Origin of the sequence: Pseudomonas sp. SJZ103 (assembly GCF_007828335.1) — a bacterium.
GTDB lineage: Bacteria > Pseudomonadota > Gammaproteobacteria > Pseudomonadales > Pseudomonadaceae > Aquipseudomonas.
Genome location: NZ_VIUN01000001.1, coordinates 708,718 through 723,864, shown reverse-complemented (window position 1 = coordinate 723,864; position 15,147 = coordinate 708,718). Strand labels below are relative to the sequence as shown.

General features: G+C 60.6%; 17 protein-coding genes. 8 read left to right on the top strand and 9 right to left on the bottom strand.

Going from position 1 to position 15,147, the window contains the following annotated elements; all coding sequences use genetic code 11:
* Nucleotides 1-79 precede the first annotated feature (79 nt).
* From FBY10_RS03565 to pdeM, 7 genes are read left to right on the top strand one after another with little or no spacing between them, the layout of a single operon-like run.
* Complete coding sequence (locus FBY10_RS03565) at nt 80-859, top strand: transporter substrate-binding domain-containing protein (protein ID WP_145335024.1); 780 nt, start codon at nt 80-82, stop codon at nt 857-859.
* A 57-nt stretch (nt 860-916) separates the two neighbouring features.
* The gene (locus FBY10_RS03560) at nt 917-1,645 is read left to right on the top strand and encodes an ABC transporter permease (RefSeq protein ID WP_131697236.1); all 729 of its coding nucleotides are present in this window, start codon (nt 917-919) and stop codon (nt 1,643-1,645) included.
* The gene (locus tag FBY10_RS03555) at nt 1,642-2,352 is read left to right on the top strand and encodes an ABC transporter permease (RefSeq protein WP_090408453.1); all 711 of its coding nucleotides are present in this window, start codon (nt 1,642-1,644) and stop codon (nt 2,350-2,352) included. The genes FBY10_RS03560 and FBY10_RS03555 overlap by 4 nt, the downstream gene beginning before the upstream one ends.
* Before the next feature lie 9 nt (nt 2,353-2,361).
* Nucleotides 2,362-3,480, top strand: coding sequence for a succinylglutamate desuccinylase/aspartoacylase family protein (locus FBY10_RS03550; protein ID WP_145335026.1), 1,119 nt, complete (start codon nt 2,362-2,364; stop codon nt 3,478-3,480).
* Between the two features lie 13 nt (nt 3,481-3,493).
* Nucleotides 3,494-4,258, top strand: a complete 765-nt coding sequence (locus tag FBY10_RS03545; protein WP_131697238.1) for an ABC transporter ATP-binding protein — start codon at nt 3,494-3,496, stop codon at nt 4,256-4,258.
* 57 nt (nt 4,259-4,315) lie between these two features.
* The gene (locus FBY10_RS03540) at nt 4,316-6,796 is read left to right on the top strand and encodes a ligase-associated DNA damage response DEXH box helicase (RefSeq protein ID WP_145335029.1); all 2,481 of its coding nucleotides are present in this window, start codon (nt 4,316-4,318) and stop codon (nt 6,794-6,796) included.
* Nucleotides 6,796-7,446 carry a ligase-associated DNA damage response endonuclease PdeM gene (pdeM, locus tag FBY10_RS03535; protein WP_145335031.1) on the top strand — a complete coding sequence of 217 codons (651 nt, stop codon included), beginning with the start codon at nt 6,796-6,798 and terminating at the stop codon, nt 7,444-7,446. Before FBY10_RS03540 ends, pdeM begins: the two co-directional genes overlap by 1 nt.
* 15 nt (nt 7,447-7,461) lie before the next feature.
* Here the strand turns inward: pdeM and FBY10_RS03530 are convergent, their stop codons facing one another.
* Complete coding sequence (locus tag FBY10_RS03530) at nt 7,462-7,662, bottom strand: hypothetical protein (protein ID WP_027604457.1); 201 nt, start codon at nt 7,660-7,662, stop codon at nt 7,462-7,464.
* Between the two features lie 107 nt (nt 7,663-7,769).
* Nucleotides 7,770-8,336, bottom strand: a complete 567-nt coding sequence (gene dcd, locus FBY10_RS03525; RefSeq protein ID WP_003172320.1) for a dCTP deaminase — start codon at nt 8,334-8,336, stop codon at nt 7,770-7,772.
* A gap of 389 nt (nt 8,337-8,725) precedes the next feature.
* On the opposite strand from dcd, the gene FBY10_RS03520 reads away from it, so the two are divergent.
* On the top strand, nt 8,726-8,935 hold the full coding sequence (locus tag FBY10_RS03520; protein ID WP_002554837.1) for a cold-shock protein: 210 nt from the start codon (nt 8,726-8,728) through the stop codon (nt 8,933-8,935).
* 211 nt (nt 8,936-9,146) lie between these two features.
* Here the strand turns inward: FBY10_RS03520 and rpoS are convergent, their stop codons facing one another.
* From rpoS to fghA, 7 genes are all read right to left on the bottom strand, one after another.
* Complete coding sequence (rpoS, locus tag FBY10_RS03515) at nt 9,147-10,151, bottom strand: RNA polymerase sigma factor RpoS (protein WP_131697241.1); 1,005 nt, start codon at nt 10,149-10,151, stop codon at nt 9,147-9,149.
* Nucleotides 10,152-10,256: 105 nt separating this feature from the next.
* Nucleotides 10,257-11,093, bottom strand: a complete 837-nt coding sequence (locus FBY10_RS03510; protein ID WP_131697242.1) for a peptidoglycan DD-metalloendopeptidase family protein — start codon at nt 11,091-11,093, stop codon at nt 10,257-10,259.
* A 207-nt stretch (nt 11,094-11,300) separates the two neighbouring features.
* Nucleotides 11,301-11,936, bottom strand: coding sequence for a protein-L-isoaspartate(D-aspartate) O-methyltransferase (locus tag FBY10_RS03505; RefSeq protein WP_178116722.1), 636 nt, complete (start codon nt 11,934-11,936; stop codon nt 11,301-11,303).
* Nucleotides 11,937-11,977: 41 nt separating this feature from the next.
* Nucleotides 11,978-12,727 (bottom strand): 5'/3'-nucleotidase SurE, encoded by a 750-nt coding sequence (gene surE / locus FBY10_RS03500; protein ID WP_145335035.1) that lies wholly within the window; start codon nt 12,725-12,727, stop codon nt 11,978-11,980.
* Complete coding sequence (truD, locus tag FBY10_RS03495; protein ID WP_145335037.1) at nt 12,715-13,773, bottom strand: tRNA pseudouridine(13) synthase TruD; 1,059 nt, start codon at nt 13,771-13,773, stop codon at nt 12,715-12,717. Before truD ends, surE begins: the two co-directional genes overlap by 13 nt.
* Nucleotides 13,770-14,243, bottom strand: a complete 474-nt coding sequence (ispF, locus tag FBY10_RS03490; RefSeq protein WP_092487654.1) for a 2-C-methyl-D-erythritol 2,4-cyclodiphosphate synthase — start codon at nt 14,241-14,243, stop codon at nt 13,770-13,772. The genes truD and ispF overlap by 4 nt, the downstream gene beginning before the upstream one ends.
* A 54-nt stretch (nt 14,244-14,297) precedes the next feature.
* On the bottom strand, nt 14,298-15,143 hold the full coding sequence (gene fghA / locus FBY10_RS03485) for an S-formylglutathione hydrolase (RefSeq protein ID WP_145335039.1): 846 nt from the start codon (nt 15,141-15,143) through the stop codon (nt 14,298-14,300).
* Nucleotides 15,144-15,147: the final 4 nt, after the last annotated feature.

Below are 15,147 nucleotides of genomic sequence, written 5' to 3'. Positions count from 1 at the left end.
CTCGTGATCCGTCTGACACCGTTCAGTAACAGTCCTAAACGCGCCACAAGCGCTTATCTTGGTTTCCAGGGATTACATAATGAAAAAAGCATTGCTGACCCTTTCTGCACTGGCTCTGTGCATGGCCGCCGGTACCGCGCTGGCCAAGGAATACAAGGAACTGCGTTTTGGTGTCGATCCGTCCTACGCTCCGTTCGAATCCAAGGCAGCCGACGGCAGCCTGGTGGGCTTCGATATCGACCTGGGCAATGCGATCTGCGCCGAACTGAAAGTGAAGTGCAAGTGGGTCGAAAGTGACTTCGACGGAATGATTCCAGGCCTCAAAGCCAACAAGTTCGACGGTGTGATTTCGTCCATGACCGTGACCCCGGTGCGTGAGAAGGCCATCGACTTCTCCAACGAACTGTTCTCCGGCCCGACTTCGCTGGTGTTCAAGAAAGGCGCGGGTTACTCGACGCCAGAGTCCCTCAAGGGCAAATCCGTGGGCTACGAGCAAGGCACCATCCAGGAAGCCTACGCCAAGGCTGTATTGGATAAAGCCGGTGTAACCACCAAGGCCTACGCCAACCAGGACCAGGTTTATGCCGACCTGACTTCCGGTCGTCTCGACGCTTCGGTGCAGGACATGCTGCAAGCCGAACTGGGCTTCTTGAAGTCCCCGGCCGGTGTCGGCTACGAAGTCAGCGCCGCCATCGATGACCCATTGCTGCCATCGAAAACCGCCATCGGTATCAAAAAAGGTAACACTGAACTGAAGGCCCTTTTGGATAAAGGTATCAAAGCGTTACACGATGATGGCACCTACGCCACCATCCAGAAGAAACACTTCGGCGATCTGAACCTGTACAGCGGCAAATAATGCCTGGGGCGCCCCTTCTCTCAAGGGGCGCTTTTTTATCGCCATAGGTCCTGATTTATGTTCGAAGAACTGTTGCAAACCCTCGGGCTGAGCGCACTCAGCTTGAAGGGTTTCGGCCCGTTGTTGCTGCAAGGCACCTGGATGACCATCAAGTTGTCGGTGCTGTCCCTGGCCGTCAGCGTATTGCTGGGCCTGCTCGGCGCCAGCGCCAAGCTTTCCAGCCTGCCCTTCCTGCGCATCCCCGCCCAGCTCTACACCACACTGATTCGCGGTGTACCGGACCTGGTGCTGATGCTGCTGATTTTCTACAGCCTGCAAACCTGGCTCACCAGCCTGACCGACTTCATGGAATGGGAATATATCGAGATCGACCCATTCAGCGCCGGGGTGATCACTCTGGGCTTTATCTACGGTGCTTATTTCACCGAGACGTTTCGCGGCGCGATCCTCGCCGTCCCCCGTGGCCAGCTGGAAGCCGCCACGGCCTATGGCCTCAAGCGCGGGCAACGCTTCCGCTTCGTGACCTTCCCGCAGATGATGCGCTTTGCCCTGCCGGGTATCGGCAACAACTGGATGGTGATGCTCAAGGCCACGGCCCTGGTGTCGATCATCGGCCTGGCGGACGTGGTCAAGGCCGCCCAGGATGCCGGCAAAAGCACCTACCAGCTGTTCTACTTCCTGGTGCTCGCCGCACTGATCTACCTGTTGATCACCAGCGCGTCCAACTTCGTCCTGCGTCGTCTTGAACGTCGCTACTCCGCAGGCTCACGGGAGGCGGTGCGATGATCGAACTCTTGCAGGAATACTGGCGCCCCTTCCTTTATAGCGACGGCCAGCACATCACCGGCCTGGCGATGACCATGTGGTTGCTCAGCGCCGCCCTGGTCATCGGCTTTGTGGTGTCGATCCCGCTGTCCATCGCCCGTGTATCGCGCAACCCGCTGGTACGCTGGCCGGTGCAGTTCTACACCTACCTGTTCCGTGGCACGCCGCTCTATATCCAGTTGCTGATCTGCTACACCGGCATCTACAGCATTGCCGCCGTGCGTGAACAACCGGTGCTGGATGCGTTCTTTCGCGATGCGATGAACTGCACGATCCTGGCCTTCGCGCTCAACACCTGCGCCTACACCACGGAGATTTTCGCCGGTTCCATCCGCAGCATGGCCCACGGCGAAGTCGAGGCCGCCAAGGCCTATGGCTTGAGCGGCTGGAAGCTGTACGCCTACGTGATCATGCCGTCGGCGTTGCGCCGCTCGTTGCCCTACTACAGCAACGAAGTGATCTTGATGCTGCACTCGACCACGGTAGCGTTTACCGCGACGATTCCAGACATCCTCAAGGTGGCGCGGGACGCCAACTCGGCCACGTTCATGACGTTCCAATCATTCGGCATCGCCGCGCTGATCTACCTGACCGTGACCTTTGCCCTGGTCGGTTTGTTTCGTCTGGCGGAGCGCCGCTGGCTGGCGTTTCTCGGGCCAAGCCATTAAGGAGCCTTCATGCGTCATCAGGTACACGATCTGATCGCGCCGGTGCCCGGCACGGCGCGGCAGATTCACAGTTTCCACTTCGGCCCCGAACACGCCGAAGGCAAGGTCTATATCCAGTCGTCGCTGCATGCCGATGAACTGCCGGGCATGCTGGTGGCCTGGCACTTGAAGGTGCGCCTGGCCGAGTTGGCCGCCGCCGGGCGCTTGCGCAGCGAAATCGTGCTGGTGCCCATCGCCAACCCGGTGGGCCTGGAACAGGTGTTGATGGATATCCCGCTGGGCCGCTACGAGTTGGAAAGCGGGCAGAACTTCAATCGCCTGTTTGTCGACCTCAGCGATACCGTCGGCGATCAGGTCGAGGGCTCGCTCGGCGATAACCCGCAACAAAATGTCGAACTGATCCGTGCCGCGTTGAGCGCCGCCCTGGCCGGGCAAACCGCCGCGACCCAGTTGCACTCCCAACGCCTGGTGTTGCAACGCCTGGCCTGCGACGCCGACATCGTGCTGGACCTGCATTGCGACTTCGAAGCCGTGGCGCACCTCTACACCACGCCCGAAGCCTGGCCGCAGGTGGAACCGCTGGCGCGCTATCTCGGCTCGGAGGCCAATTTGCTCGCCACCGACTCCGGCGGGCAGTCCTTCGATGAGTGTTTCACCCTGGTGTGGTGGCAGTTGCAGCAACGTTTCGGCACGCGCTTCCCGATCCCCATGGGGAGCTTTTCGGTGACCGTCGAGCTGCGCGGCCAGGGCGACGTCAACCATGGGTTGGCCGCCCTCGACTGCCAGGCAATCATCGACTACCTGATCCACTTCGGCGCGATTGCCGGTGACGCAGCGCCGCTGCCGGCACTGCCTTACCCCGCTACGCCCCTGGCCGGTGTCGAACCCGTGGCGACACCGGTGGGCGGCTTGCTGGTGTTCAGCGCCCTGCCCGGTGAATACCTGGAAGCCGGGCAACTGATCGCCGAAATCATCGACCCCATTACCGACCGCGTAACGCCCGTGCACTGCCAGAAGGCCGGACTGCTTTACGCCCGTTCGCTGCGCCGTATGGCCACTGCCGGGATGGTCATCGGCCATGTCGCAGGCACCGAGGCCTACCGCAGCGGCTATCTACTTTCGCCTTGAGGATGCACGCCCCATGTACAAATTGACCGTTGAAGGCCTGCATAAAAGCTATGGCGACAATGAGGTGCTCAAAGGTGTCTCGCTCAAGGCCAAGACCGGTGATGTGATCAGCCTGATCGGCGCCAGCGGCTCGGGCAAAAGCACCTTTTTGCGCTGTATCAACTTCCTGGAAACCCCCAACGACGGCGCCATGACCCTCGACGGCCAGCCGATCCGCATGGTCAGCGACCGCCATGGCATGCGCGTGGCCGACGATGCCGAACTGCAACGCCTGCGCACGCGGCTGGCGATGGTGTTCCAGCATTTCAACCTGTGGAGTCATATGAGCGTGCTGGAAAACATCACCATGGCCCCGCGCCGGGTGCTGGGTTGCAGCAAGAAGGACGCCGAAGACCGCGCCCGTCGCTACCTGGACAAGGTGGGTTTACCGGGACGGGTAGCGGACCAATACCCGGCGTTCCTGTCCGGTGGCCAGCAGCAACGGGTGGCCATCGCCCGCGCCCTGGCCATGGAGCCGGAAGTGATGCTGTTCGACGAACCCACCTCGGCCCTCGACCCGGAGCTGGTGGGTGAAGTGTTGAAGGTGATCCAGGGCCTGGCCGAGGAAGGCCGCACCATGATCATGGTGACCCACGAAATGAGCTTTGCGCGCAAGGTGTCCAGCCAGGTGCTGTTCCTGCACAAGGGCCTGGTGGAAGAGCAAGGCGCGCCAGAGGATGTGCTGGGCAATCCCAAGAGCGAGCGCCTGCAACAGTTCCTGAGCGGCAATTTGAAGTAAACCTTTGCGACGCCTGGAGGGTCTGTGGAATAGACCCTCCAGAGCGTTCGCTGCCGCATGGCAAAACCCCTCGACTTCGCCAAAACGTGGTTTGCCGCCAAAGGCTGGAAGCCGTTCGCCTTCCAGAAAGACGTATGGACGGCGGTCAAGGACGGCCAGTCGGGCTTGCTGCACGCCAGCACCGGCGCCGGCAAAACCTACGCCCTGTGGTTTGCCGCCCTCAATCGTTTCGCCACAACCCGCCCGCCGGCCTCCGGTAAACGTAAACCACCGGCAGAGCCGCTCACCGTGCTGTGGATCACGCCCATGCGTGCGTTGGCCGCCGACACCGCACGCGCCCTCGAAGCGCCGCTCGAGGCCTTGCAGATTCCCTGGAGCGTCGGCCTGCGCACCGGCGACACCAGCAGCAGCGAACGCGCCCGGCAAACCCGACGCCAGCCCACCGCGCTGGTCACCCCCCCGGAAAGCCTGACCCTGATGCTCGCCCGCGCCGACAGCGAAACGAGCATGGCGCACCTGCGCATGGTGGTGGTGGATGAATGGCATGAGCTGATCGGCAACAAGCGTGGCGTACAGTTGCAACTGGCGTTGGCGCGGCTGCGGCGCTGGCATCCCGAACTGATGGTGTGGGGCATTTCGGCCACCCTCGGTAACCAGTCCCACGCCTTGGAAGTGCTGGTCCCACAAGGGGACGGGATTAATGTACAGGGGCAAACGACCAAGCAGTTGCACGTCGACACCTTGCTGCCGCCCACCGCCGAGCGGTTTCCGTGGGCCGGGCATATCGGCTTGAAGATGCTGCCGCAGATGGTCGCCGAAGTCGACGCCAGCAGCAGTTGCCTGGTGTTTACCAACACGCGGGCTCAGTCGGAAATCTGGTATCAGGCGTTGCTGGAGACGCGGCCCGATTGGGCCGGGGTGATTGCCCTGCACCATGGCTCGCTGTCCCGCGAGACCCGCGACTGGGTGGAGCGGGCGTTGAAAGACGGTCAGCTCAAGGCAGTGGTGTGCACATCCAGCCTGGACCTGGGGGTGGATTTTTTGCCGGTGGAGCGCGTGCTGCAAATCGGCTCGGCCAAAGGCGTGGCGCGTCTGATGCAACGCGCCGGGCGCTCGGGTCATGCACCCGGACGGCCGTCGCGGGTGACCCTGGTGCCGACCCACAGCCTGGAACTGGTGGAAGCCGCTGCGGCCCAGGACGCCATTGCAGAGCGGCGTATCGAAGCCCGCGAATCGCCCCACAAGCCGTTGGATGTGCTCGTACAACATTTGGTGAGCATGGCCCTCGGCGGTGGCTTTACGCCGCAGGCATTGCTGGCTGAGGTCCGTGGCGCCTGGGCCTATCGTGACCTCACAGAGGCCGATTGGGCCTGGGCCCTGGGCTTTGTACGGCATGGCGGCTTATCGCTGACCGCTTACCCGGATTACCGCCGCGTGGAGCCGGACGAGCATGGCATCTGGCGTGTGCCCGATGCCCGGCTTGCGCGCCGCCATCGCATGAGCGTGGGTACCATTGTCAGCGACGCCAGCATCCAGCTGAAATTCTGGAGCAAGGGCGGCGGCGGCAAGAACCTGGGCAGTGTTGAAGAAGGCTTTATTGCACGGCTCAAGCCGGGTGATGGTTTCTTGTTTGCCGGCCGCCTGCTGGAATTGGTGCGAGTGGAAAACATGACCGCCTATGTGCGCCGCAGCAGCGCCAAAAAAGCCGCGGTACCGCGCTGGAATGGCGGGCGCATGCCCCTTTCCAATGAGCTGGCCCAAGCCGTGGTGGAGCGCTTCGATGCGGCGGCGCATGGGCTCTACGAGGGCCCGGAAATGCAGGCGGTGCAACCGCTGCTGCAGACGCAGTTGCGCTGGTCCGGCTTGCCGACGCGCGCACACTTGCTGGCCGAAGCCTTGAAATCGCGGGAGGGCTGGCACCTGTTCCTCTACCCGTTTGCCGGCCGCCAGGTGCACCTGGGGCTGGCGAGCCTGTTGGCGTGGCGGGTCAGCCAGCAGCAGCCTGTGACATTCTCGATTGCCGTCAACGACTACGGCTTGGAGTTGCTCAGCGCCACCGAGGTGGATTGGCCACGCTTACTGAATGAGGCGCTATTGAGCCCGAAGCAGTTGTTGGCAGACGTGGCAGCCAGTCTGAACGCCGGAGAACTGGCCCTGCGCCGCTTTCGCGAGATTGCGCGTATCGCCGGGCTGGTGTTTGCCGGTTACCCCGGCGCGCCGAAAAGCACGCGCCAAGTGCAAGCTTCCAGCGGGCTGTTCTTTGAGGTGTTCAAGCAATATGACCCGCAGAACCTGTTGCTGGCCCAGGCGGGTGAAGAAGTCCTGCGCGATGAGTTGGATATTCGTCGGCTGGAAGAGACCTTGCTTCGCCTCTCGGCGCTGACACTGGACTTACATGTAATTGAACGTCCTACACCCCTGGCCTTCCCGCTGCTGGTAGAACGGATGCGCGAAAGCATGAGTTCGGAAAAACTCTCGGAGCGCATTGCGCGGATGGTCAAGGACTTGGAAAAAGTCGCCGATAACGGCAAACGCTGATGGTGTGCTCAGTCACGCTGGAGGGCGAAGAATTGTGGCTGTTGGCGGATAAGGCGCTCTACTGGCCGGGGCGCGAGTGCCTGCTGATCGCCGATGCACACTTTGGCAAGGCATCGGCCTACCGCAGCCTGGGCCAGCCGGTACCGCAAGGCACCACCACCGAGAACCTGCAGCGCCTGGATCGGCTGTTGGCGGCCGTGCCGTGCGCCCAGGTGATCTTTCTCGGCGACTTCCTGCACGGGCCCGGCTCCCACGCCAGCGGCACCCTCAGCGCCTTGAGGGCCTGGCGAGCACGTCATTGCGACCTGTCGATGACCTTGATTCGCGGTAATCACGATAAACGCGCGGGCGACCCACCGGCTGACTTGAGGATCGACGTGGTGCCGGAGCCACTGCTGATGGGGCCTTTCGCCCTGCAACACGAACCGCACGCCCATGCCAGCCAACATGTGCTGGCGGGGCATGTGCACCCGGTGTATCGCTTGCGCGGCAAGGGCCGGCAGAGCCTGCGCCTGCCGTGCTTTCAGTTCGGCACGCGCGTCAGCCTGCTACCGGCGTTTGGGGCGTTTACCGGGGGGTATGCAGTCGATCAGGACAATGACCACCGAATCTTTGTCATCGGCGATCACCAGGTGTGGCAGGTTCGCTGACCCGCCTTCCGTGCCTCAGGCGACCGGCGCGGGAGGCGGTTCATCCGGAAGGGTTGGCTCACCGGGCTCGGTGGGCTGCTGGGGCCAGTCTTCATCAGGTTGGCCGGGGATACCGCCCGCATAGGCGGGGTCGGCCATCAGGGACCAGGCCAGAACGCCAATCTGGTTGGGTTCAAGCCGGGCAAGTTCTGCGCTGATTCGCGGGTCAATCTTCATAAGGCACTCCTCAAGCGTGGCTCGGCGCGTTTTGCACGCACCGAGGCAGTACACCCAATAGAGTCACTTTTTGCGGACTAATTCCCTTTACGCGTAGGACCTTTCGATCAAGCGCGTGGCAAGGTGACGCCGCGCTGGCCCTGGTACTTGCCGGCCCGGTCTTTGTAGGACACTTCACAGGCCTCGTCAGACTGCAGGAACAGCATCTGCGCCACGCCTTCGTTGGCGTAGATCTTCGCAGGCAGGGTGGTGGTGTTGGAGAACTCCAGGGTCACGTGACCTTCCCACTCAGGCTCAAGCGGCGTCACGTTGACGATAATGCCGCAGCGCGCGTAGGTGCTTTTACCCAGGCAAATGGTCAGCACATCGCGGGGGATACGGAAGAACTCCACGGTGCGTGCCAGGGCAAAGGAGTTTGGCGGGATAATGCACACGTCGCTTTTCACGTCGACGAAGCTCTTTTCGTCAAAGTTCTTCGGATCGACGATCGCCGAGTTGATGTTGGTGAACACCTTGAACTCATCGGCGCAACGCACATCGTAGCCGTAGCTGGAAACGCCGTACGAGATCACGCGGTCATCGCCTTCGCCACGAATCTGGCGCTCAACGAAGGGCTCGATCATGCCGTGCTCTTGCGCCATGCGGCGAATCCACTTGTCCGATTTGATGCTCATGGCGGGTGTCCTGAATAGCGAGGTGGAAAAAATCTGTGTGGCATCTTACCGGGGCCGGCGTTGGGGTTCAAAGGGCGTGGATCTTTTCTTGATGAATGTGCCGGCAGCTATAAGGTTCAGCCAGCGGGGCCGGGCCCCGTATTGCCGAAACCGGCGCCTGTAAATACCACCGCCAGTCACGAAAATAGAGAAACCTTCGGAAATACCATTGGCACGTCCCGGAAAAAGGGTTAAGGTGGCGCCACTGTGCTGCTTGTGTCACTGAGAATCTCTACACGATATGTTGAATTTCGATCCAACCATCTCCAAGAATTTTTCCTGCTCTTTGCACTCAGTCTCGGCCAGGGCTTTTCCTGAGTCGCAGTTAACTTTGTCCAAGGAGATACACCATGTCTAATCGCCAAACTGGTACCGTTAAGTGGTTCAACGATGAAAAAGGCTTCGGCTTCATCACTCCACAATCCGGTGACGACCTGTTCGTTCACTTCAAAGCTATCCAATCCGACGGCTTCAAAAGCCTGAAAGAAGGCCAACAGGTTTCTTTCATCGCTACCCGCGGTCAGAAAGGCATGCAAGCTGAAGAAGTTCAAGTTATCTAACTTGTACTGACTTAGTCGAAAAGACCCCGCCCTTAAAAGCGGGGTTTTTTTATGCCTGGAATTTGGTATTAACACCCACTTGATACCTGACATAAAAAATGTGGGAGGTGGCCTGCTCCCGATGGCGGCGTAGCAGTCGATACTTGCATTGACTGACACACTGCTATCGGGGGCAAGCCCCCTCCCACATTCAAGCATTCAAGCTGTGTCGTTATTGAAACAACGACTCACTCGACAGGCCATTCTTCTCCAGAATCTCGCGCAGGCGCTTGAGCCCTTCCACCTGGATTTGCCGCACCCGCTCACGGGTCAGGCCGATCTCCAGGCCTACGTCCTCCAGCGTGCTGCTCTCATGCCCACGCAGGCCAAAGCGGCGAATCACCACCTCACGCTGCTTGTCAGTGAGTTCCGACAGCCACTGGTCAATGCTTTGGGAAAGATCAACGTCCTGCAGCAGCTCGCAAGGATCCGTAGGACGATCATCCGTCAGGGTGTCCAGCAGGGTTTTATCCGAGTCCGGACCCAGCGAGACGTCGACCGAAGACACCCGCTCGTTAAGACCAAGCATGCGCTTGACCTCCCCTACCGGTTTTTCCAGCAGGTTGGCGATTTCTTCGGGCGAGGGTTCATGATCGAGTTTTTGAGTGAGCTCGCGCGCTGCCCGCAGGTAGACGTTGAGCTCCTTGACCACATGGATCGGTAACCGGATCGTGCGGGTCTGATTCATGATCGCCCGTTCGATGGTCTGGCGAATCCACCAGGTAGCATAGGTCGAGAAGCGAAAGCCCCGCTCAGGGTCGAACTTCTCCACCGCCCGGATCAAGCCCAGGTTGCCCTCCTCGATCAGGTCCAACAAGGACAGCCCACGATTGACGTAGCGTCGGGCGATTTTCACCACCAGGCGCAGGTTGCTTTCAATCATGCGCTTGCGCCCAGCCGGATCACCCTTTTGCGATAAGCGCGCAAAATGGACTTCTTCTTCAGGGGTAAGCAAAGGGGAAAAGCCGATCTCATTGAGGTACAACTGGGTCGCATCGAGCGCCCGCGTGTAATCAATGTATTTGTGTTGCTTTAACGCGGTGGAGTTCTTGGATTTGGTGCGAACTGAAGGTACAGCAGGTCCCTCATTCGACATCGATTCCGTAGCGATACCGGTCTCCATAAGGAGAACCTCATCGTCGATGTCAAACTCCGGCGCTTCTTTACTGAGAGCCATTGTTATAGTCCTTTGGTGAGTTCGACCTCAAGCTCAAGCGACGCCTTTATCCTTGGCAACGCTGGAGCCTGTTCCTTCTACGCGAGGAACAGGCTGTGCAACACATCAACGACGGGGTAGGAATTGCAGCGGATCTACAGGCTTCCCTTGACGGCGAATCTCAAAGTGCAGTTTCACCCGGTCTGTACCAGTTGACCCCATTTCGGCAATTGTCTGTCCGACTTTGACTTGCTGCCCCTCCCGAACCAACAGCCTACGGTTGTGGCCGTAAGCACTGACGTAGGTATCGCTGTGTTTGATGATGACCAGTTCGCCGTAGCCCCGCAAACCACTCCCGGCGTACACCACCGTCCCATCAGACGCAGCTAAAACAGGCTGTCCCAAATCCCCGGCAATATCAATGCCTTTATTCAAACTGCCGTTTGAAGAGAATTTCCCAATTAACACTCCATTTGAGGGCCATCCCCAACCGGTCGGCGCAGGCCCTGCAGGGGGCGACGGCGCGGGTGCCGGCTTGTTCGCAACACTCGGCGAAGCGGTACCGGCAGGCCGGGTGATGATGGTGGTTTTGCTCGAAGACGACGGCGAAGATCCGGTGCGTGTCACAACTGCCGTAGGGGTAGAACCGGTGCGACCGTCAAAGCGAATCGTCTGACCCGGATGTATCGTGTAAGGCACGGGAATATTGTTACGGGCTGCGAGCGCCTTGTAGTCCCAGCCATATCGGAAGGCGATCGAGAACAGCGTGTCGCCCTTGCGCACCACATATTGCCCGGTCGTTACCGTCGGCTTTTGCGGCGCGGCGTTATTGCGGTCAACGACCCGCGCACCGCTGCTTGGCGAGCTGGAGCACCCTACCAGAAGGGAACCAAAGACAAGGCCAAGCACCAGTCGCTGAAAACTTGTTTTACTCATACGCTGCGCAAGACCTGTGAGACTCACCCGCCGCTCCCTTTGTGGTGGCTGAACATGAACGCCTGTATCAGGCTTGAAATATGACGCAAGTATAACTGGGCATTGAAGTTTTACCGTCACGCGACTGAAACGAATCATTCAGTGCGTTGAATCGATCTGCCCATCATGTTGATTTGATAGACCCCGCCGTAAGACACATCCTCACCGACAGAATTCACTGCCAGCGTGAAATGATCAGGCCAGCGGGCCGTTGAGTAACGGAACAAATCGTACGGCCCCCAATACATGTCGGGAAAAGCCATTCTCTTCACGGACAATAAGCATCAATTGTTGCACTTCACCGGCCCCCACCGGGATGACCAGGCGCCCGCCCGGGGCCAGTTGGTCGAGCAACGCTTGCGGAACATCAGTGGCCACGGCGGTGACGATAATCCCGTTGTACGGCGCCAGTGCCGGCCACCCTTCCCAACCATCGCCCCAGCGGAATACCACGTTGCGCAGGTTCAGCTCCACCAGGCGTTCCTTGGCGCGATCCTGCAGCACCTTGATGCGCTCCACCGAGAATACCCGCTCCACCAGTTGCGACAGCACGGCCGTCTGGTAGCCGGAACCGGTGCCGATCTCCAGCACCTTGTCCAACGGCCCCGCCGCCAGCAGCAACTCACTCATGCGCGCAACCATATAAGGCTGGGAGATGGTCTGGTTATGGCCGATGGGCAATGCCGTGTCTTCATAGGCACGATGGGCCAAGGCTTCATCGACAAAGAGGTGCCGAGGCGTACGCCGGATCACTTCCAACACCTGGGCGTTGGAAAGCCCCTCTTCGTACAGGCGCTGGATCAAACGCTCACGGGTACGCTGGGAGGTCATCCCGATGCCCCGGCGCAGCAGGTCGTCTTGTTCACGAGCCATCAGCGCAGCCCCTCCAGCCAGCCATTGAGACTACTGAAGGCATCACTGAAGGTGCGATCAAGTTGCAACGGGGTAATCGACACATAGCCTTGCATCACCGCGTGAAAGTCCGTGCCTGGGCCACCGTCTTCGGCATCGCCCGCTGCCGCGATCCAATAGCCTTCCTTGCCACGCGGGTCGACCACCTTCAACGGTGCTGCCGCACGGGCGCGATGGCCCAGGCGCGTAAGCTGGATGCCGCGAATATGGTCGAGGGGCAAATTGGGAATGTTGACGTTGAGCACCGTGCGCGGCGGCAGGTCCAGGGAGCCATGGGCCTCCACCAGCTTGCGTGCGAAATAGGCGGCGGTGGGCAGGTTGTCCAGTTGGCGCGATGCCAACGAAAATGCAAACGAGGTCCGGCCAAGGAAGCGCCCTTCAAGCGCCGCCGCCACGGTACCGGAATACAGCACGTCGTCGCCCAGGTTGGCTCCGAGGTTGATACCCGACACCACCAGGTCCGGCTCGTGATCCAACAGGCTGTTGATCGCCAGGTGCACGCAGTCGGTGGGGGTGCCGTTCACACTGATAAAGCCATTGGCCAGAACCTGCGGGTGCAGCGGACGGTCGAGCGTCAGCGAACTGCTGGCGCCGCTCTTGTCCTGGTCGGGGGCAACCACCACGCACTCGGCGTAACCTTCCAGCGCACCATAGAGCGCGGCAAGACCGGGTGCGGTGGCACCGTCATCGTTTGATATCAGAATACGCATGGGCTGTCCGTCTGCCCCACCGGCACCAGATCAACAAGCTCGCGCACCAAGACAGTGGCGAAGCATCCGGCCGGCAGGACGAATTCCAATTGCAGAATGTCAGGCCCGAGATAATGCCACGTCAACCCGCCAATGGGCAGTCGCAGAATGCGACGTTCCTGGCTCATGCCGGCATTCACCAGCCAATCACGCAGGTCGGCTTCACCGGCGGCAACCGCCTGTTCCAACTCAAACGTGGCGCCCGTCGCCGGAGAATCACCCTCGCCCCACTGCGGGCCGGTGGGGTGAAGGTCCAGGATCGCCAGGCGCGGGTCGCTGCACTCAGCCTCCCCCGCCGGAAAAAAGCTGCGGCTGTCGGTGAACGCCAACAGATCGCCCACTTGCGCGCGCTGCCAGGAACCGTCGGCGACGCGCGCCGCCAGCACTTTGTTAAACAGGAAGCTACGCGCGGTGGACAACAACCGCGAACGCACATTGCGCTGCTCCGGGAGAGCCTTGCGCGCCGCCCATTCCCGCGCGTCGACGACATTGCCACCGTTGTGGCCAAAACGCTGGGTGCCGAAATAGTTGGGAATGCCGTACTGGGCAATCAATTTCAGCCGCGCCTCGATGGCGGCGGTATCACCGGCCAATTGGGTCAGGCGCAAGGTAAAGCCGTTGGCCGAGTGCGCGCCACGCTGCAGCTTGCGCTTGTGGCGGGCGGTTTTCAGGATCTTGAGGGTGTCGTTTTCCGCACCGCTCATGTCCGGATCGGCCTTGCCCGGCAGTTGTACGCTGAACCACTGGCGGGTCAACGCCTGGCGATCCTTGAGCCCGGCATAGCTGACGGTGCGCAACGGCACGCCAGCCGCCTTAGCGATACGCCGCGCGGCTTCCTCAGTATTGAGCCCGCGTTTCTCAACCCACAACCACAGGTGCTCGCCTTCGCCGCTGAGCGGAATTTCGAGCACCTCGTCGACCTGGAAATCTTCAGCCGTGGCCTTCAGAACCGCGCTGCCCAGGGCCTCGCCATAGGCACGCGGGCCTAGCAGTTGCAAGTCGTTCATGCGCGCAGCAACAAGGCGACGGAGTGCACCGCGATGCCCTCTTCACGACCGGTGAACCCGAGCTTTTCGGTGGTGGTGGCTTTCACGTTGACTTGATCCAATTCAATTTGCAGGTCTGCGGCAATCAGTGCACGCATGGATTCGATATGCGGGGCCATTTTCGGCGCCTGGGCCACGATGGTGTTATCGACGTTACCGACCTTCCAGCCCTTGGCGTGGATCAGGCCGACCACATGGCGCAGCAAGGCACGGCTGTCCGCGCCCTTGAAGGTGGGATCGGTATCCGGAAAGTGCTTGCCGATATCGCCCAGCGCCGCCGCGCCGAGCAAGGCATCGCTCAAGGCATGCAATACAACGTCGCCGTCGGAATGAGCCAGCAACCCATGGTGGTGCGCAATGCGCACGCCGCCCAGGGTGATGAAATCGCCTTCAGCGAAACGGTGCACATCGTAGCCGTGGCCAATACGCATAAAAAAACGCCCCGATTTAATTCAGGGCGTGATTCTACCTACTTTTGCCTCACATTAACCGAGCAAAGCACGACCATGATGTCGCAAATGGTCTTCGATGAAGCTGGCGATAAAGAAGTAGCTGTGGTCGTAGCCAGGCTGCAGGCGCAGTTCCAGTGGATGGTTCGCCGCCTTGGCCGCTTGCGCCAAGGCTTCGGGCTTGAGCTGCACCGCGAGGAAATCGTCGCGGTCGCCCTGATCCACCAGCAGTGGCAGCTTTTCCGAGGCTTCGCCGATCAGCACACAGGCATCCCATTCGCGCCATTTGGAGCGTTCTTCTCCCAGATAACGGGAGAAGGCTTTCTGGCCCCACGGGCAATCCATCGGGTTGTTGATCGGCGAAAACGCCGACACCGACAGGTAACGCCCGGGGTTGCGCAAGGCACACACCAACGCACCGTGGCCGCCCATGGAGTGGCCACTGATGCCGCGTTTGTCCGAAGCCGGGAAATGCGCTTCAACCAATGCCGGCAATTCCTGCACCACGTAGTCATGCATCCGATAGTGCTTGGCCCACGGCTCCTGCGTGGCATTCAGGTAAAACCCTGCGCCCAGGCCGAAATCCCAGGCGTTATCCGGGTCGCCCGGTACACCTGGCCCACGCGGGCTGGTGTCCGGCGCCACGATGATCAACCCCAGTTCCGCAGCCATGCGCTGGGCACCGGCTTTCTGCATGAAGTTCTCATCGGTGCAGGTCAGGCCGGACAGCCAGTACAGCACCGGCAGCTTGCCGCCCTGCTCCGCTTGCGGCGGCAGGTAGACGGCGAAGGTCATGTCGCAGCCGAGCACATCCGAGTGATGCTTGTAGCGTTTATGCCAGCCGCCGAAGCTCTTCTGGCACGACAGGTTTTCCAGACTCATGGCC